This is a genomic window from Bremerella alba (assembly GCF_013618625.1).
In the GTDB taxonomy this organism is placed as follows: domain Bacteria; phylum Planctomycetota; class Planctomycetia; order Pirellulales; family Pirellulaceae; genus Bremerella; species Bremerella alba.
The window spans coordinates 292,929-311,011 of the sequence record NZ_JABRWO010000004.1 but is presented as its reverse complement, the minus strand read 5'-3'; the positions used below and the strand labels follow the sequence as shown (position 1 = coordinate 311,011).

General features: G+C 54.8%; 12 protein-coding genes. 9 read left to right on the top strand and 3 right to left on the bottom strand.

Going from position 1 to position 18,083, the window contains the following annotated elements; translation table 11 throughout:
* Positions 1 to 45: 45 nt before the first annotated feature.
* The 8 genes from HOV93_RS09025 (at position 46) to HOV93_RS08990 (ending at position 14,791) form a co-directional block, all read left to right on the top strand.
* The gene (locus tag HOV93_RS09025; RefSeq protein WP_207396157.1) at positions 46 to 2,250 is read left to right on the top strand and encodes a hypothetical protein; all 2,205 of its coding nucleotides are present in this window, start codon (positions 46 to 48) and stop codon (positions 2,248 to 2,250) included.
* 106 nt (positions 2,251 to 2,356) lie between these two features.
* Positions 2,357 to 3,343, top strand: coding sequence for a sigma-54 interaction domain-containing protein (locus HOV93_RS09020; protein ID WP_235990097.1), 987 nt, complete (start codon positions 2,357 to 2,359; stop codon positions 3,341 to 3,343).
* 698 nt (positions 3,344 to 4,041) lie between these two features.
* The gene (locus tag HOV93_RS09015; RefSeq protein ID WP_207396155.1) at positions 4,042 to 4,614 is read left to right on the top strand and encodes a DUF2179 domain-containing protein; all 573 of its coding nucleotides are present in this window, start codon (positions 4,042 to 4,044) and stop codon (positions 4,612 to 4,614) included.
* Positions 4,615 to 4,749: 135 nt separating this feature from the next.
* Entirely contained in the window at positions 4,750 to 5,883 is a 1,134-nt protein-coding gene (locus tag HOV93_RS25725) for a peptidylprolyl isomerase (RefSeq protein ID WP_235990026.1), read from the top strand.
* A gap of 461 nt (positions 5,884 to 6,344) precedes the next feature.
* Positions 6,345 to 7,343 (top strand): LysR family transcriptional regulator, encoded by a 999-nt coding sequence (locus HOV93_RS09005; RefSeq protein WP_207396154.1) that lies wholly within the window; start codon positions 6,345 to 6,347, stop codon positions 7,341 to 7,343.
* A 135-nt stretch (positions 7,344 to 7,478) separates the two neighbouring features.
* A complete protein-coding gene (gene gltB, locus HOV93_RS09000) occupies positions 7,479 to 12,089 on the top strand; it encodes a glutamate synthase large subunit (RefSeq protein ID WP_207396153.1) in 4,611 nt (1,536 codons plus the stop codon).
* Complete coding sequence (locus tag HOV93_RS08995; protein ID WP_207396152.1) at positions 12,082 to 13,545, top strand: glutamate synthase subunit beta; 1,464 nt, start codon at positions 12,082 to 12,084, stop codon at positions 13,543 to 13,545. The genes gltB and HOV93_RS08995 overlap by 8 nt, the downstream gene beginning before the upstream one ends.
* Before the next feature lie 187 nt (positions 13,546 to 13,732).
* Positions 13,733 to 14,791: a dihydrodipicolinate synthase family protein gene (locus HOV93_RS08990; RefSeq protein ID WP_207396151.1), complete on the top strand. Its 1,059-nt coding sequence runs from the start codon at positions 13,733 to 13,735 to the stop codon at positions 14,789 to 14,791.
* 29 nt (positions 14,792 to 14,820) lie between these two features.
* On the opposite strand, the gene HOV93_RS08985 is transcribed toward HOV93_RS08990, so the two are convergent.
* Complete coding sequence (locus tag HOV93_RS08985) at positions 14,821 to 15,585, bottom strand: MBL fold metallo-hydrolase (protein WP_207396150.1); 765 nt, start codon at positions 15,583 to 15,585, stop codon at positions 14,821 to 14,823.
* A 254-nt stretch (positions 15,586 to 15,839) separates the two neighbouring features.
* Between HOV93_RS08985 and HOV93_RS08980 the strand changes: the two genes are divergently transcribed.
* Entirely contained in the window at positions 15,840 to 17,486 is a 1,647-nt protein-coding gene (locus tag HOV93_RS08980) for an FAD-dependent oxidoreductase (protein WP_207396149.1), read from the top strand.
* Here the strand turns inward: HOV93_RS08980 and HOV93_RS26585 are convergent.
* Entirely contained in the window at positions 17,483 to 17,728 is a 246-nt protein-coding gene (locus tag HOV93_RS26585) for a type II toxin-antitoxin system RelE/ParE family toxin (protein WP_390814227.1), read from the bottom strand. The two genes, HOV93_RS08980 and HOV93_RS26585, sit on opposite strands and share 4 nt — an antisense overlap.
* Positions 17,729 to 17,774: 46 nt before the next feature.
* A complete protein-coding gene (locus HOV93_RS08970; RefSeq protein ID WP_207396148.1) occupies positions 17,775 to 18,026 on the bottom strand; it encodes a ribbon-helix-helix domain-containing protein in 252 nt (83 codons plus the stop codon).
* Positions 18,027 to 18,083: the final 57 nt, after the last annotated feature.

Sequence of the window (18,083 nt, the reverse complement as noted above, 5' to 3'; positions counted from 1 at the left end):
GCATTTTTGTCCAAAATGCCACCCCACTAACCTTGCGAAAATCAGATGCAACGATTCCTGGAAATTGCTTTTACCGCCTATGTCCTTGTTGGTTTGATCATCGTACAAGATGCTTCAGCCCAGCAACGGGAGCAGCTCGCGCCCGAAACGCCTGTCGATACGGCGGCCATTCAAACCATCAAGGAATCCAACCCAACAACGCCTGAGCAGTTGATTGATGCGGCGTTACTCTCGGCTGATCTTGGTCGGAGCGATTTGTCCAAAGTCTATCTGCAAAAGTTAATCGAGAACGACCCGAACGAAGACGAAGTGCTGGCCGCTCAGCAAAAGCTCGGTACCGGCCGCATCTTCCGTCTGCAATCGATAGAGTCTTTGCAGCCGGAAGGAGCCACGGCCGCCACCATGCTGCTGACGAAGCTCGATCGTTACTTCAAGGATATTAAGCGGCTCAACAAGCTTGTCGACCAACTAATCGATAAGGACGAGTTCACTCGCAATCAAGCCGTTAAGCAATTGAAGAATGCGGGAACGGACGCCGCCAACCCGCTTTTTAACGCACTCGCTGACCCAGGCCGCGAAGCCGTCCGTCCTGCCGCGAAAAGAATGCTCGTTAGCCTGGGGCGGACCATCTACGAACCGCTTCTCGCGGCTCTCGACAGTTCCGACCCATTGTTCGTGGCCGAATTGGTGGACGTTGCCAAAGAACTCGACTTAGATCAGGCCACCCAATTTCTGGTGGGGCCCTATGTCTTAACCGATGACGATCAACTTCGCTCGCAGATCGGTCAGTACCTGGACGCAACCGTGCGGACACGACCGACCGAAGAAGATGTGAAAGTCTACTTGGCAAAACGGGTAAAGAGATATCTTGGCGATGGTCCCATGTTCCCGGTCAACGAAGATGGCTTGGTCGAACTATGGACGTGGGATGCTGAAAAGAAGCAAGTCGTGATGACGCCTGTTCCGCCGGCGGATGCCGAGGTGGCAACGGCGGGTCAGTTGCTACGTGATCTCTACGCGTTAGACGAGACAAATGCGGAAGTTCAAGTTCAAGCGGCGTTGGCTGCAATGCAGCGAATGGGCGTCTTAGATGAGTCCGATACAGAGCTGAAGAAACTGGTCGACCAGCATGGTGTCGAGCTTTTGCAATTGGCGCTGGTTCAAGCCTTGGAAGACCGCAAGTTCGCCCAGGCAGCCGTGGTTGCCTGCGAGCAGATCGGCGAGACCAAAAACGCGGATCTATTGATCGCGATCGAAGGGAAACTTAGCCCGTTGGCTTTGGCGCTCCAGTCGCCCGTTTATCGTATCCGCCGAGCAGCGGCCAAAGCGATTTTGACCATCGATCCGAAATCCCCTTATGCCGGTTCTGCCGAGCTGTTAGACACGTTGGGGTTCATGGCCTCAGCGCAAGGTAAGCGAAATATCTTGCTAGGGGAATTGCATCAACAAAGAGCCCAGAACATGGCAGGCCTGCTGGCTGAACTTCAGCTCGAGCCATTGGTCACGCCTGGGGGCCGAGAGCTATTCAAGCAGGCTTATTCCTCTCCTGATATCGAAGCGATCTTCATTAGTAAGCCACTCGCGTTACCGGCCATGATGGAGTCGGTTCAGATTCTGCGGAAAGATCGCCGTACGGCCGACTTGCCGATCGGCATTATCGCTCCGATTGGGGAAGTCGTTCATTATCAACTGCGAACCAAGGACGATCCTCTCACGCATGTCATGATTCGTCCTAACGATGTTGAAGGTTTCGTCTTCCAATTGAAGCAGCTTTACCTTTCTCAGGGGCGTTTGCTGGTTCCTGCCGATCAGCGCGAAGCCGATGCTGAATTCGCCATCAAGGAAATGAGCCGAATGCTCGACGTTTCTGACGAGTATGACTTTTACAATTTTCTGAAAATCGAAGAGATTGCCGTTCGCCGATTGGTTGATGAGAACGTCACCGGCGATATTGCGAACCTGCTTGGCAAGCTGGCTACGCCTGCCGCTCAGACGGCATTAGTGGACTACGCGAGCGACCCTTTCAACCCGCTTGCCCAGCGTCAGGCTTGTGCCGACGCCATGCAGGCAGCCATTGAGCGTCGCGGTATTCTCCTTACCAAAGATCAGATTATCGCCCAGTTCGACCGCTATAACGCCTCGGAGGAATTGGACCCCGAGACTCAGGCCGTGCTGGGTAAAATTCTGGACATCCTCGAGGCGCCGACCCAAAGCGTTCGTTTCGACCAACCGGCCAAGATTGGCCCGTAGGTTTGCAATGGGACTGTACTCCGAAACGACTTCCAACTACACGCAAGATTACGCACCCTTAGGGTACGAACCGCCCATCCCCGGCCTGATCGGATCGAGTAAGGCGATGGGGGACGTCTACCGTCTCACGCGTAAAGTTGCCCAGACCAATGCTTCAGTACTTTTGTTGGGCGAAACAGGTACCGGTAAGGAGATGATCGCTTCGGCGGTTCACCGACTCAGTCAGCGTGTTTCGGGACCATTTGTGAAGGTGAACTGTGGTGCGCTAAGCGAGAGCCTGCTGGAAAGTGAACTGTTCGGACACGTTCGCGGGGCGTTTACCGGGGCGATCGGCAACCGCACCGGTCGATTCGAAGCAGCCCACGGCGGCAGTATCTTCCTCGACGAAATTAACTCCACCACGCTTCATCTGCAGGTGAAGCTACTTCGCGTGCTACAAGAGCGAGAGTTTGAGCGGGTGGGTGATACGGCCACGATTCGCGTCGATACGCGTGTGATAGCCGCGAGTAACCGTCACCTGCTCGAAGAAGTCGGTGAAGGCAAGTTCCGCGAAGACTTGTACTGGCGACTTAATGTCGTTCCGATTCGTATTCCCCCGCTGCGTGAACGTCGCGAGGACATACCTGAGCTGGTCGCTCACTTCCTGAACGTTTACAGCGAAGTCAACGATCGGCATGTGGTTCACATTCAACGCGAAGCAATGGAAGCTTTGCAAGACCATACCTGGCCCGGAAACGTTCGTGAGCTGCAAAACTACGTCGAACGAGCCGTCGTTTTAGCGGAAGGGGACGAGTTGGCCTTGGAACTTCTCCCGCCCGAGATTCGCAGCGGTGACAATCGCTCGGCGATGAGTCTCGGCCGCGGGGTAGCTGATTTCGATACCCTGGCATTTGAAGTCGTTCAGCAAGGCCTGCAAGATGCCGACCCCGAAGCGGAAGATCTGCATTTGCGAGTAGTCAATCGCGTCGAGAAAGAACTGATCGTACAGGTCATGTCTTCCTGTGCGAATGTCCAAACCAAAGCGGCTACGCGTCTCGGTATTAATCGCAATACCCTGCATAAGAAGCTGAAAGAGTACGAGATCGAGTCGTGATCGCCGGTAAGTCAGTCACAACGCTGACCGGCATTGGCAGCGGCGAGCAACCGGAAGTAGATTAGATCCACGCATGCCGCTCGTGCGGCCAGCTTTCATCGAGATTATAAGTAATAGGCGGTGCAGCCAAGGTGTTCTTTTCCTGGTAGCTTTCCGGCTTGTCTTTCCAGTGATTGCCGATGTAACTTGCGCTGGGACTTTCAGGCGATCGATAACATCCTCTTTCCGTTGCTGCAACTGAATATCCGCTTGCTCGTCTGATTGCCCACTGTCAACGGCCTTTCGTTTGGCGAAGTGGGTGGTTTGGATTCTTTTCTAAAGCGACTCCGCCTGTCACAGCCAAGTTGCCACTAAGCAGGGCCTGTAGGAATAAGCGACGTGGGACCTCTCTGCGAAGGAAATCGGTTGCGGCTAGATAAGTTCAAATGGAACGCTCCGCCACCTATGTCGCGAGATTCTCGTCTCGATTCTTTCCTGTTCGTAACAAGCAAGAGATCGTTTGAACACATCCAATGGTGCTCCTGCTCAATGCGAGTTAATTTCGAAAAACTTCTTACAGGAAACATGTCTCAGCGAGCCTTCTATACGGGTGCCCGCCTTCCCTGTGTATGCACCGCTTCTGCTCTCCCCTGACTGTCAGACCGGAGATAGAATACGACGCTTCAATTTCCGGTTCTCACCCCTTCGGTAGTCGTCAGATGGAATGGCTTTCGGAATTATCGCCCTGGGTTTTGGCGCTGTTGATCTTCCTGGTCCGTATGGTGGACGTCTCAATCGGGACGCTGCGCACCATCTGCGTCGTTCAAGGACGAATGGGCTTGTCGGTCGTGTTAGGCTTCTTTGAAGTTCTGATTTGGATCGCGGCCCTGTCGCAGGTCATCATGGGGGTTTCAGATAGTCCGATGTTGATGGTTGCTTACGCAGGCGGTTTCGCGCTGGGCAACGCCGTAGGCATCGGGCTTGAGCGAAAATTGGCTCTAGGCTCGGTGGTCGTGCGAATCATTGCCCAAGAGGACGATTCAGAGATCGTGCGGACATTGCGGACAAGTGGCTTTCGTGCCACCACCTTCGAGGGAGAAGGTGTGGAGGGGCCAGTCGACCTGATTTATGTGCGTTGCTCGAGACGTGAAGTTACCAAGCTTTTGAAAATCGTCAAGTTTCTTAAACCGAACGTGTTCTATACGGTCGAGCCGGTACAAGAGCAAAGCGAGCGATTTGCCGAAGCCTTACCGCATGCGACTGGTTGGCGTGCGGTCTTCAAGATGAAGTGAATTCCTGGGTGTTACGGGCGTAAACTGGCTTACCGCTGCTTGACCCCTGGGCAGCCGTACTAAAGAATCGGGAGATTGAATTTGCCCCCCAAGATGCGCCCTTAATGGGCTCGCAGTGAAATAGGAGTTCGTTGAATGCCTGCCCGAACGTTATGGTTAGTCCTGCTGTTGGCCTGTTTTGTTCCTGCGACTGTCCTGGCTCAAGCTCCTGACGAGGCTGCCGTTGAGCCCGAAGCGGCTGCATCTGCCGGTGCAAATGATGATTTCGACAAAATGATGGGCGAGTGGAAGGTGATCATTACCGAGCTTCGCCGGATTCAGCAGGCCTATCGGTTGGCGCCCGAGAAAGACTTACCCAAGCTACGCAAGGAATATAATGAAGTCTTGAAGAGCGGGATGGATTTATTACCTAAGATCGAGGACGCGGCGGTTAACCGCCTGGCAGCCTCGCCGGACGACCAGGACGCCAAGCTTTTTCTGGCCAAAGTCTTGTCCGACTCCCTGGAGAAGGATGATTATCCGCGGGCATATCGCTTGGTTCACATGCTGCTGGATAACGGATTCGACGAAAACGAACTGCTGGCCGATCAGGTCGTCGCCGCGTTTGGGGCAGACCACTTTGAAGAAGCTGAAACGGCCTTCAAGAAGCTACGAGAAAAGATGCTGCCGATCGATGAACGCGTCGGTCAGAATGGAATGATGGCGACAGAGCTCAAGGAAAAGTGGGCTCGCGAAGCAGAGCTGCGGGCAAAGGAAGCCGAAGCAAACGATCTTCCCCGGGTTAAGCTGTCGACCACCCAGGGAGACTTGGTGATCGAGCTTTACGAAAACGAAGCCCCGGATACCGTGGGAAACTTCGTCAATTTGGTCGAGAAGAAGTTTTACGATGGTCTCCCGTTTCACCGGGTATTGCCTCATTTCATGGCTCAGGGTGGTGATCCCAAGGGAGATGGTAGTGGCGGACCTGGATACAACATCTTTTGCGAATGCTACGAGGATGATGCCCGACATCACTTTGCCGGCACGCTTAGCATGGCACATGCTGGCAAGAATACGGGCGGCTCTCAGTTCTTCCTGACGTTCCAGGCAACGCCCCATCTCGATGGAAAGCACACTGTTTTCGGGCGTGTTGTCGAAGGAAAGGAGAACCTTTCCAAGCTCACGCGTCGCGAGCCTGGAGGTCTTTCAACACCCACGGCTGATCGCATCTTGAAGGCCGAAGTGATTCGCAAACGCGATCATGCCTATGAGCCGAACAAAGCGCCGTAGAAACACAATCTGCGCGAAGTTATATGTGCTTTGTTGTGACGCAATTTGCTGTAATTGCTGACGGGTTTTCCTGACAAAAAGGGAGTGTCCGTCTTAGCTCAACAGCAGCGATGGGTTCCTAAGTTCAGTCTCGGTAATGCTAGGCACGTCGTAAGGCGTGCCTCTTTGATGCGCCCGTAATTGCTAGCACTTTTCAAAGCGGCAAACCTTAACGGAAAATAACGCACAGCTATTTCCCGGAGAGGGCGTTTAATGGAATGCATGTCGAGAGGCTAATTTGTGACCACATCACAACTTAGGTAATTTACGACTTTTCTCGCTCGGCAAACTTAGGGAAATTAAACCTCAACATGCTTGACGATGGGGGCTGGGGTCAATAACCTTACATTTCGGATTTTAATCTTGGATTTCACCAGTATGTAAATTCCGCATAGTTCCCCCTTCACTTTCCAAGGACGTTCATGCACGTAAAGTCCCTCAAGGTGTTTTGCGATGTCGTCGGTCAGCGGAGCTTCTCAAGAGCCGCGGACGAGAACGGCATTTCGCAATCTGGCGCTAGCCAGGTTGTACACCAGCTAGAGGAACGTCTTGGTGTGAAGCTTATCGATCGCTCAAAACGGCCCTTGGTTCCCACTGCTGAAGGTGAGTTGTATTACCAAGGCTGCCGCCAACTCGTCCAGCGATATTATGCCTTGGAAGAGGACGTCCGCACGTTTCATAAGGAACTCGCAGGGCAGGTAACCATTGCTTCGATCTACTCGGTAGGTCTCAGCCATATGAATGCCTGCGTTCAGGAATTCTTAGCCAAGCACCCGAAAGCGAATGTTCGGCTCCAATATCATCATCCCGACACGGTGGTGCAGTTGGTCGAAACCGATCAAGTCGACTTTGGGCTGGTTAGCTACCCGAAGGCGTCCAAAAGTATCAAAGTCGATATGTGGCGAGAGGAACCGATGTTCCTCGTCTGCGCACCTGGCTGCGAACTCGCCGATCGAGAAACGGTCTGGCTCGACGAACTCGATAGTCGCCGCATGGTCGGTTTCGACACTCGATTGCAGATTCGTCGCGAAATCGATTTTGTGCTTTCCTCTGCCGGGGCCGACGTTCAAGTTGTCATGGAATTTGACAACATCGAGACTATCAAGCGGGCCATCGAGATCGAGGCCGGTTTTGGCCTGTTACCCATTGATACGGTAACACGCGAATTGGAAACCGGATCCCTCGTGGCAGTGCCTATCGAAGGAGCTCCCCTGTCCCGTCCGTTGGGTATCGTGACCCGGCAAGGGAAAGAGTTGGGGAAGACGGCTCGCCGTTTCATTCAACTGCTGCACGAAAAAGCAGAAAACTCGGAAGCCGATGGCTCTGAGACGGAAGTCAAACCGGTGGCGGCCGGCTTTACGAATGACGAAGCTGCCGACGCCAAAAGTGATCTTGAAAACGGAGTTTCGGCACGCACTTAGAACGTTCCCCGCTCGAAGACAAAGTCTCCACGGGGAATAAGCCTGCGGAGATCTTGTCTAACGACTTGATCCAACACCCCCATTGAAGACACCGGGCGCGCGTGCCCGACGTATTAGCTAGAAGAAGGTAGAACCATGATCCAGCCAAACCAGCCTACTTCGCGTACTTATCGGACCGAGCGTCCCGGTAAGGAAGGTTTGTATGATCCGGCAATGGAAAGGGAGAACTGCGGCGTTGGTTTCGTGGCCCATATCAAGGGCAAACGAACCCACCAGATGATCCTCGATGCCGAGGCGATGAATGTTAACATGGACCACCGTGGCGGTTGCGGCTGTGAAGCCAACACCGGTGACGGTGCCGGTATGTTGACGGCCCTGCCGTTGGAATTCCTGGCTCGAGTTGCCAAGGAAGATCTTGGCAAAGAGTTGCCGGAACCTGGCAAGTTTGCCGCCGGGATCGTCTTTCTCCCACGTGATTCCAAGTCGCGTGAGCATTGCAAGAAGACGGTCGAAGTCTTGATCCAAGAGCACGGTCAGGTCTTGGTCGGCTGGCGAAAAGTGCCTACCAACCCGGAAGGCGCCGACATCGGTCCTACCGCTTTAGCATGTATGCCAGAAATCGAGATGCTGATCGTCTCGGCCAGCGAAGGCTTGGAAGGCGATGCCTTCGAACGCCAGTTGTACATGATCCGCAAACGTGCCAGCCACATGCTTCGCGGCGATCATGATCTCGTCCAACGCACGCTGTTTTATATCGGCAGCCTGTCGACGAAGGTCATCATCTACAAAGGGATGCTGACGCCGGCTCAGTTGGTGCCGTTCTACCGGGATCTGCAGTGTGAAGACTACACCACGCATCTGGCGATGGTTCACTCGCGGTTCAGCACCAATACGTTCCCCTCGTGGGACCGTGCTCAACCAAATCGCTTCATGTCGCACAATGGCGAAATCAACACGGTTCGTGGGAACGCCAACTGGATGAAGGCCCGTGAAGGCCAAGCCAAGAGCGAACTGTTTGGCGACGACCTGACCAAGCTCTTCCCAATTGTCGAGCCTGAATGCTCGGACTCCGGCACGTTCGACAACGTCCTCGAGTTTTTGCTGATGGGCGGTCGTTCGCTGCAGGAAGCCGTCATGATGATGGTTCCCGAAGCCTGGCAGAAGCACGAAACGATGCCTGAAGACAAGCGTGCGTTCTACGAATACCATTCGAGCTTAATGGAGCCGTGGGACGGGCCGGCATCGATCGCGTTTACCGACGGTCATTACATCGGTGCGGTTCTCGACCGAAATGGTCTGCGTCCGAGCCGATATTACGTGACTTCCGACGATCGCGTGATCATGGCCAGCGAAGTGGGCGTCATCCCGGTCGATCCGAGCATCGTGATTGAAAAGGGACGTTTGCAGCCAGGACGTATGTTCCTCATCGACTTTGAAGAAGGTCGCATGATTCCGGACCAAGAGTTGAAGAGCCACTTCGCTCGCGAACGTCCGTACGCCAAATGGCTTCTGGAACAGCGGATCGAACTAGCCGAACTGAGCCCCAATAAAGAGCCGCACGGATTCGATCCCGAAACGCTGCTCGAGCGGATGCAGGCCTTCGGATTCACGTCCGAGACACTCAACTTCATGCTGTTGCCGCTGATCGAGCAAAAGCGAGACCCTATTGGCTCGATGGGGAACGACTCGGCCTTGGCATGTCTCAGCGACAAGCCACGCATGCTGTACGACTACTTCAAGCAGTTGTTCGCCCAGGTTACCAATCCGGCAATCGACTCGATTCGCGAAGAAGTCGTGATGTCGCTGGAATGTTACATCGGACCAGAAAGCAACTTGCTGGAAACCACGCCAGAGCATGCCCATCGCCTGCTGGTTCCCCATCCGATTCTCACCAACGAAGAGTTGGCGGCCTTCAAGCACATGGATCACCGTGGCTGGAAGACCAAGGTTATCGATATCACCTTCGCTCGCAGCGAAGGTACCGACGGCCTGGTCAAGGCCCTGGATCGCATCTGTGCCGAAGCCGAATCGGCCATCGACGAAGGCTTCAGCAACATCGTCCTAACCGATCGCAAGATCAGTGCCGAACGCGTCCCGGTCAGCATGCTGTTGGCGACCGGTGCCGTGCATCATCACTTGGTGCGAGCCGCCAAGCGAACGCAAATTGGCATCATCCTGGAAACAGGCGAAGCCCGCGAAGTACATCACCACTGCTTGCTTGTGGGTTACGGTGCCGACGCGATCAATCCTTACCTCGCCTTCGAGGCCCTCTGGCAAGCCCGAGCTGAAGGCATGGTCAAGTCGGAAGAATATCCGGATGACGACTCGATTGTCGCCTCGTATCGCAAAGGGGTCGCCAAGGGCATCTTAAAAGTGATGGGTAAGATGGGCATCAGTACGCTTCAGTCGTACAAGGGTGCTCAGATCTTTGAAGCCCTGGGCCTTCAAGAAGAAGTGATCAATCGGTGCTTCAAGGGAACCTCCAGCCGCGTTCAGGGCGTGAACTTCAAGGTTCTCGCCGAAGAACTGCTACGTCGTCACGAACTGGGCTATCCGGCTCGCGAAGATGGTCGTTTGCCTGTGTTGCCCAACCATGGCGAATACCATTGGCGAGCCGAAGGGGAACGTCACGCGTGGAGCCCCGATGCGATTGCGAACATCCAGGTCGCCGCGCGAAACAACAGCCGCGAGTCTTACAACCAGTTCGCCAAGCTGATTAACGAAGATTCCCGCAACCGCTGCATGCTGCGTGGTTTGCTTTCCTTCAAGCAGGAAACCACGTCGATCCCAATCGAAGAAGTGATGCCGGCAAGCGAGATCGTCAAACGCTTCTGCACCGGTGCGATGAGCTTTGGCTCGATCTCCGGTGAAGCGCACGAATCGTTAGCCATCGCCATGAATCGTGTAGGCGGTAAGAGCAACACCGGCGAAGGGGGCGAAGATGCCCTTCGCTTCCAGCCCATGGCTAACGGCGACTCGAAGCGTTCTGCGATCAAACAGGTAGCGTCGGGACGCTTTGGCGTGACGATCAACTATCTGACCAATGCGGACGAAATTCAAATCAAGATTTCGCAGGGGGCCAAGCCCGGCGAAGGTGGCGAACTTCCTGGTAAGAAGGTCGACGAGTACATCGCTCGCCTGCGTTATTCGACTCCTGGTGTTGGTCTGATCAGTCCTCCGCCACACCACGATATTTACTCGATCGAAGATCTTTCGCAGCTGATTCACGATCTGAAAAACGCGAATCCGGAAGCTCGCATTAGTGTGAAGCTGGTCTCTGAGATCGGTGTTGGTACCATCGCTGCCGGGGTGGCTAAGGCCAAGGCTGATCATATCCTGATCGCCGGTGATAACGGCGGAACAGGTGCCTCGCCGCTGACCAGTATCAAGCATGCTGGCCTGCCGTGGGAACTGGGTATCGTCGAAGCCCACCAGACGCTGGTCATGAACGACCTGCGTAGCCGCGTGGTGCTGCAAACCGACGGCGGTTTGAAGACCGGTCGCGACGTCGTGATCGCGGCGATTTTGGGAGCCGAAGAAATGGGCTTCTCGACCGCACCGCTAATCACGCTCGGCTGCATCATGATGCGGAAGTGTCACCTCAACACGTGTCCTGTCGGTATCGCTACGCAAGATCCTGAACTTCGTAAGAAGTTCAAAGGCGAACCAGAACACGTCGTGAACTATCTGTTCATGGTCGCTGAGGAAGCTCGCGAACTGATGGCCAAGCTGGGCGTCAAAACGATGGACGAGTTGATCGGCCGCGTCGATCTGCTCGAGACCAACAAGGCTATCCAGCACTGGAAAGCCGACGGCCTGGATCTGACGCCGCTGCTCAAGCCAGCCGATAACAAGAATCCAGCTTCGCCACAATACAACGTGATGAAGCAAGATCACCGATTGGAATTGGCCCTGGACAACATGCTGATCGAGAAGTCGCAACCGGCTCTTGAGAAGAAAGAAAAAGTCCAGATCAAGACGCCGATCATTAATATTAACCGTACCGTGGGGACCACGCTCAGCCATGAGATTGCCAAACGATACGGTGAAAACGGCCTGCCGGATGAAACGATTCATGTGAATCTGCATGGTTCGGCCGGTCAAAGTTTTGGTGCCTTCCTGGCTGCTGGGGTCACTCTCGAGCTGGAAGGGGATGCGAACGACTACGTCGGCAAAGGCCTCTCAGGCGGTCGCGTTATCATCTATCCTTACAAGCAAAGTTCCTTCAAGGCGGAAGAAAACATGCTGGTGGGGAATGTTTGCCTGTACGGGGCGACACGGGGTCAGGCCTTCTTCCGAGGTCGGGCTGCCGAAAGATTCTGTGTCCGGAACAGCGGTGCGCACACTGTTGTCGAAGGAGTTGGAGACCACGGATGTGAATACATGACCGGGGGCCGCGTGGTCGTCCTGGGCTCGACTGGCCGCAACTTCGCAGCCGGTATGAGTGGCGGTGTCGCCTACATTTGGGATTACGAAGGCAACTTCCTGCAGAATTGCAATCTGGGAATGGTGGAGCTAGAGCGGTTGGACAACCCCAGCGACATCGTGGAGGTAAAAGGCCTGATCCAAATGCATGCCAAGTACACGCAGTCGACTGTCGCTGAGAAAATTCTCGCCGACTGGGACAATGCGATGGCTCAGTTCGTTAAGGTCATGCCAATCGACTACAAGCGAGTCCTCAACGAACGCATGCAGCACGATGAAGAAGAAGATGTTCAACTAAGCGGAGCCGAAAGCAATGGGTAAGCCTACTGGGTTTATGGAATTTCAGCGGAACACCATTCCCTACCGTGATCCGCTGGTTCGCATCAACGACTACAACGAATTTCAAATCGAGGTCACCGACAGTCATCTGCAAACGCAGGGCGCTCGGTGCATGGACTGTGGCGTTCCGTTCTGCCAAAGTACGACCGGATGCCCTGTCGATAACCTAATTCCCGAGTGGAACGACCTGATCTACAAAGGCCGTTGGCGGGAAGCTTTGGATCGTCTGCACAAGACGAACAATTTCCCCGAGTTCACCGGTCGTGTGTGTCCGGCTCCTTGCGAAAACGCTTGTGTGCTGGGTATTACCAACCCACCGGTCGCAATCAAGAACATCGAATGTTCGATCATCGATCGCGGCTTTGAAGAGGGTTGGGTCACCACGATGGTGCCTGAGCACCGCACCGGTAAGAAGGTTGCTGTAATCGGTTCCGGTCCGGCTGGATTGGCTGCGGCCGAACAGCTGAACAAGGTCGGTCACAACGTTACCGTGTACGAACGCGACGACCGCATCGGTGGTCTGCTGATGTATGGCATTCCGAACATGAAGCTCGACAAGGACACCGTCCAGCGTCGAGTCGATTTGATGGAAGCCGCCGGTATCAAATTCGTCACCAATGCTCACGTCGGTCAGAACATCGACATGGCCGAGCTGAATGAGCAGAACGACGCCATCATCTTGGCCGTCGGTGCAACCAAGCCCCGCGATCTGCCGATCCCGGGTCGTGAGCTCAACGGCGTTCATTTCGCCATGGACTTCCTGAGAGCCAACACCAAGAGCCTGTTGGACTCAGAGCTTAAAGACGGTAACTACATTTCCGCCGCAGGCAAGGATGTTATTGTCATCGGTGGTGGTGACACGGGTACCGACTGCATCGGCACCTCGATCCGCCACGGCTGCAGCAGCATGGTCAACTTTGAACTGCTGCCCAAGCCGCCTGAGGATCGCGCCCCAGACAACCCTTGGCCGCAATGGGCTCGCGTTTACCGCGTTGACTATGGTCACCAGGAAGCAGAAGCGAAGTTCGGCAACGATCCGCGTGAGTTCTGCGTACTGTCCAAGGAATTCGTCGACGATGGCAACGGCAACCTGGCTGGCATCAAGACCGTGACCGTGCAGTGGACCAAAGACGACAGCGGTCGCTGGAATATGGCCGAAGTCCCTGGCAGCGAGAAGGTCTTCAAGGCCGACATCGTCCTGCTGGCAATGGGCTTCCTTGGTCCCGAAGCGACCTTGGTTGAAAAGCTTGGCATGGAAACGGACCAACGTTCCAATTTCAAAGCCGAGTACGGTCGCTTTGCTACCTCGATCGACGGTGTGTTCGCCGCCGGCGACTGTCGCCGTGGTCAGAGCCTGGTCGTCTGGGCCATCAACGAAGGCCGTGCCGCCGCTCGCGAGTGCGATAAGTACCTGATGGGCGTTAGCTCGCTGCCGTAAATAGAAAACGCGTTTCTCGAAAGAAAAGCGAGGATTCGCTCTCTCGCCCCTTGGGGGAGAGGGCTAGGGTGACGAGCTTCCCCACCGAACCAACAAAACAAGGTGTTTCATTTCACCTGAAATTCCCTAAGCTAGGGTGAGTCGCCGAAATCGACTCACCCTTTTTTTATTGCCAGAGTGTGCCCCCATGAACGATCTTGCCCAGAAGATTCTTAGCGATCCGATCGAGAACTACCCGGCCGCGACGGTTGCCTGCTTCGACCCGACCTGTGGCGATCTTCCGCGGCGCAAGCTGGACGAGCAGCGGTTGATTAGCTATCTCGAAAAGCTGTCTGCTGCCGGCGCCGAAGCTGTGTTGCTGGCCGCTTCCACCGGGCATGGACATTTGCGGACGGTCGAAGAGCTTGAGCGTTGGTTCGAGGTGGCGGCGCAAGCTAATGCACCTTCGCTGGTACGCATGGCCCTGCTCCGCCCTGAAGACGGTGAGGAAGCGAACCGTAAGTTGATCGCTTTGTTGCGAGAGCATGCCTACCCGGTGATTTTTATCCGTCCTGGCACCAACTTGCCGGCCCATGCCACCGATGCCCAGATCGTAGAGAACATGCGTCCCCTGGTCGAGATGATCGCCGAAGCGGGCATGGCCGTGGGCGTTTATTCCATTCCTGACGTCAGCGGTGTTTCCCTGCCGGCGACCGCCACCGAAAAGCTGCTCGATCTGCCGGGCGGCGACAAGATTGTTGCCGCCAAGATCACCGAAGCCGACTATTTGAAGAGTACCCGCGAGTACCTTCTCAGTCCGCGTTTGGCCAAGTTGAAGATCGTCCAAGGCTGGGACCCGCATCTCGCTCAGGCCCTCAGCGAAGGGCCTCGCTCGAACATCGAGAACAAGCAGCGCGTCGGGGTCACATCGGGTCCGATGTCATTCGCCGTTTATCAATACTTGTACATGCTGGATGCGGCCAAGCAGCACGACTGGGACGAACTGTCTCTATCGCAAAAGGCCGTTACCGCCCTCTTTGAAGCAATGCAAGACGACCCGGCCAAGTTCGCCGACCTGCAGCGAGCCAAGTTCATCATGGGCCTGGGCTTGCCGCTGACGTCCAGTTTGGAAACCGAGAAGATCGAAAAGGTCCTCGACGCGCTGGAAGACCTGCCCCGCAAGTCCGATCAAAAACGCCTGGCGAAAAGCCTGGACCTGATGGGCGATGGTCCCTACCACGACCGTTTGGCGAAGTTGTACCAATAGTTCTCCTGCTCACATTCCACTTCGAGCTCTTAGATCTCGTACACCGTCTCGCGGCAGGCAACTTCCACGTTCGACAAACCTAGTGCTTTCAGTTCTTCGCACACCTGATCGTGGAAGCCTGGCTTTAGGTGCACTGCGACGATGCGCACATCGGGTGCTATATGTTCGATCTGTCGTTGGAACTGCCCCGGCGTTGTGTGAAGACTCTTCTCGGCCAGCCACTGCATTTGGTTGGGGAAGCTGGCGTCCAAGAAAATGATCTTCAAGTTGGGGATCGACTGAACGATCTTTTCAAATTCCAGAAATGGAGCCGTATCCCAGGCAAACAGGGCGCCGCCTGTCTCCGTTTCAAAGACATACCCCAGCGTGGGTACGATGTGCTCGAGCGGAATTGGGGTGACCCGGTAGTCGGCAATGGTAATCGGTCGATGCGGGTCGAGGATTTGCTTGCGATAGAAAGGAAATTCGTCTCCGGCAATTCGCTCGAGATCAGGCCAGACCTTGTCGTTGAAGAGGTGACTTTCCAGACAGTTCCAAGTCGCTTCCCCCGTGTAGACGGTGGGACACTCAGGAGTCGGCGCGTAGATATTGTCAAGAAAAAGGGGCAGTCCGCCGATGTGGTCGATGTGCGAATGAGTGAGCAGCACGTGATCGACCGCACGTTGAGAGTCGATATCGCCCAAGTAAGGGAGCCCTCCGGTGTCGATAGCGATATGCTCGTCTATCAAGACCGAGACCGTGAACTGTAGTCGGCTTTTGGGCTCGACGGACGGCATAAGCAGACGAATCTTCATGCAATGCTTACCAGCACCAACGGCGGCGCAAGGTACTTTCTCAAATAAATGATGGTTGTGGCGAAAGCCTGGGCGCGGAACTCAATTGTTGAATGAACACCAATGATGCCACGCCGGTCGCTCGTTTTTACTGTAAAAAGGGCATTAATCTGGTGCAAGCGTCATGAATCGATTGTAGCGAATAAACTGGTTACAATAGGCGACCGAAGGCGGATTGTAGACTCAGCAGTTCTTCACAGGCAGCGGAAGACTTGATGGAAAAGAAACGGATTGTCATTCTCGGTGGTGGCTTCGGCGGCGTTTATACGGCGAGCGAACTCCTGCGGCGACTGAAACGCTTTCATAAAGCGAACCTGGATGTTGAAGTGATTCTCGTCAGCGAAGAGAACTACATCACCTTCCAGCCGCTGCTTCCCGAAGTGGTCTCAGGAGCGATAGAGCAGTTGCACGTCATCAGCCCCATTCGCCGCACGGCGCCAGGGGTTGTGCTGTACACGCGCCAGGTCGAGAAGATCGACGTCGTCAACAAAACCGTCCAGCTTGCGCCAGGGCGTGTGCCTCGTTCTGAAACGCTTCACTACGACCACTTGGTTGTTGCGCTAGGAAATCAGCTGGCCCACAATATGGTGCCTGGCATGTACGAGCACGCGATCCCGTTTAAGTACCTGGGAGATGCGCTGCGTCTGCGAAATCATATCGTACAGATGCTGGAAGAAGCGAGCGTTTGCGACGACCCCGAAGAACGCGAGCGGCTGTTAACTTTCGTGGTCGCTGGCGGCGGCTTTTCTGGCGTCGAGTGCATCGCTGAAATGGACGACTTTCTCAAAAAGGCAGTTCGTTCGTTTCCTCGAATCGCGAAGAACGACTTACGCATGGTTTTGGTCCAAAGTGCCGATCGTATCTTGCCAGAGATGAAGGAAAACCTGGCGACCTACGCAGACAAGCTGCTACGTAAACGAGGCATCAATATCGTGCTCGAGCATCGGCTGCACGAAGTCTCGGCCGATCGCGCCATCATGATGTGTAAGGCGACCAAGGAAGAGGTCATCATTCCCGCGCGAACCGTCGTGGCCACCGTACCCACCGAGCCGCATCAGGTGATTCTCGATACGCCGCTACAGCGCGAGCGAGGGCGTATTGTCGTAAGCGACGAAATGGAGTCGCCCAGTCACCCCAACGTCTGGAGTTTGGGGGACTGCGCAGCCGTTCCCAGCGGCGAAGGTTACAACAGTCCGCCAACGGCGCAGTATGCCGTGCGTCAGGCAGTGATCTGTGCCGAGAACATCCTGGCTACCATGCAGGATAAACCACGCAAACGATTCAAGTTCGCCGGGCTCGGCAAATTGGCTTCGCTCGGTGCACGCTGTGCGGTAGCGGAAGTACTTGGCTTCACGTTCTCTGGCTTCATTGCCTGGGTCATGTGGCGTGCAATTTACGTTGGCAAGATGCCCGGTTTGGATCGCAAAATCCGCGTGTTTATGGACTGGCTGAAAGACTTCTTCCTTCCCCGCGACATCACTCAGCTGAACGTCCATAACGAACAACGGGTTCGCCGCGAGCACTTGGCCGCCGGGCAAACGCTCTTTCACCAAGGTGACTTTGGCGACCGGCTATACTTCGTCGCCAAAGGCAAGCTCGAGATCGAAGTCGACGGCCGCGTGATTAACACAACTGGCGAAGGAGACGTCATCGGCGAGATGGCGCTGCTTTCCCATAGTGCTCGCAGCGCGACCGTTCGGGCCGTCGAGCCGACCGACCTGGTCAGCCTGCCGCGTGATGCATTCGACTCCATCATCCAGTTCGTCCCTGGTGCTGCCGAAGCGATGGCCGGCATCCATAAGAAACGCATGCAGCAAAATGCGGAGGAAGAAGCCTCGGCGGATAACCCTGTGCAGGGTTAGAGGGTTATAACATTTCGGTCGCCGCGGATAATGCGTGCGATTTCAACGCCTCGTTCTGTCCTCAGGAAGTAGATGCCATAGTTTTTGTAAGAGGATAGGCGAATACCAGCGCCCAGATCATCGCGGCTTTCACCCATTTCAGGATACTTGGCCAAGAGCTTGCATTTATTCTTGATTGCCAGTACCCATCTCTTGGAAGCCGGCACATTGTCGCGAGCAATATATAGAGCGATATCGCGGATATCCGCGAAAAGAATAGACGCGGCATCCTATTGCTGATTTCTCTTTCTACGAGTTCTCAGACTGTGAACGCTCGAGATCGTTCAACTCTGCAAGAATATCAAGGAATACTTCGTCTTCTTCAAGAACTTCTCCAGGCTTAAGCTGTTCGATTCCTTTATTGACTTCAGCACGCAACTTCTCGCGTGCTTCCAGGAGACGAATTGCTTCTGTCATTGCGTCGGCGTTCGATTCAAATCGTCCGCTGGTGACCAGACTTTGAATGAAGGCCTTCTTGTTGCTCGGTATTTCTACGTTCATCTCAAACTAACTCGTTGATCCAAAATCGTTTTCAATCAAATGCAGTTAGTGCAATTA

What these genes read in the sequence shown, in the direction of transcription:
- HOV93_RS09025 (WP_207396157.1), top strand. Translation starts at nt 46, where the DNA reads ATGCAACGATTCCTGGAAATTGCTTTTACCGCCTATGTCCTTGTTGGT.
- HOV93_RS09020 (WP_235990097.1), top strand. Translation starts at nt 2,357, where the DNA reads ATGGGGGACGTCTACCGTCTCACGCGTAAAGTTGCCCAGACCAATGCT.
- HOV93_RS09015 (WP_207396155.1), top strand. Translation starts at nt 4,042, where the DNA reads ATGGAATGGCTTTCGGAATTATCGCCCTGGGTTTTGGCGCTGTTGATC.
- HOV93_RS25725 (WP_235990026.1), top strand. Translation starts at nt 4,750, where the DNA reads ATGCCTGCCCGAACGTTATGGTTAGTCCTGCTGTTGGCCTGTTTTGTT.
- HOV93_RS09005 (WP_207396154.1), top strand. Translation starts at nt 6,345, where the DNA reads ATGCACGTAAAGTCCCTCAAGGTGTTTTGCGATGTCGTCGGTCAGCGG.
- gltB (WP_207396153.1), top strand. Translation starts at nt 7,479, where the DNA reads ATGATCCAGCCAAACCAGCCTACTTCGCGTACTTATCGGACCGAGCGT.
- HOV93_RS08995 (WP_207396152.1), top strand. Translation starts at nt 12,082, where the DNA reads ATGGGTAAGCCTACTGGGTTTATGGAATTTCAGCGGAACACCATTCCC.
- HOV93_RS08990 (WP_207396151.1), top strand. Translation starts at nt 13,733, where the DNA reads ATGAACGATCTTGCCCAGAAGATTCTTAGCGATCCGATCGAGAACTAC.
- HOV93_RS08985 (WP_207396150.1), bottom strand. Translation starts at nt 15,585, where the DNA reads ATGAAGATTCGTCTGCTTATGCCGTCCGTCGAGCCCAAAAGCCGACTA.
- HOV93_RS08980 (WP_207396149.1), top strand. Translation starts at nt 15,840, where the DNA reads ATGGAAAAGAAACGGATTGTCATTCTCGGTGGTGGCTTCGGCGGCGTT.
- HOV93_RS08970 (WP_207396148.1), bottom strand. Translation starts at nt 18,026, where the DNA reads ATGAACGTAGAAATACCGAGCAACAAGAAGGCCTTCATTCAAAGTCTG.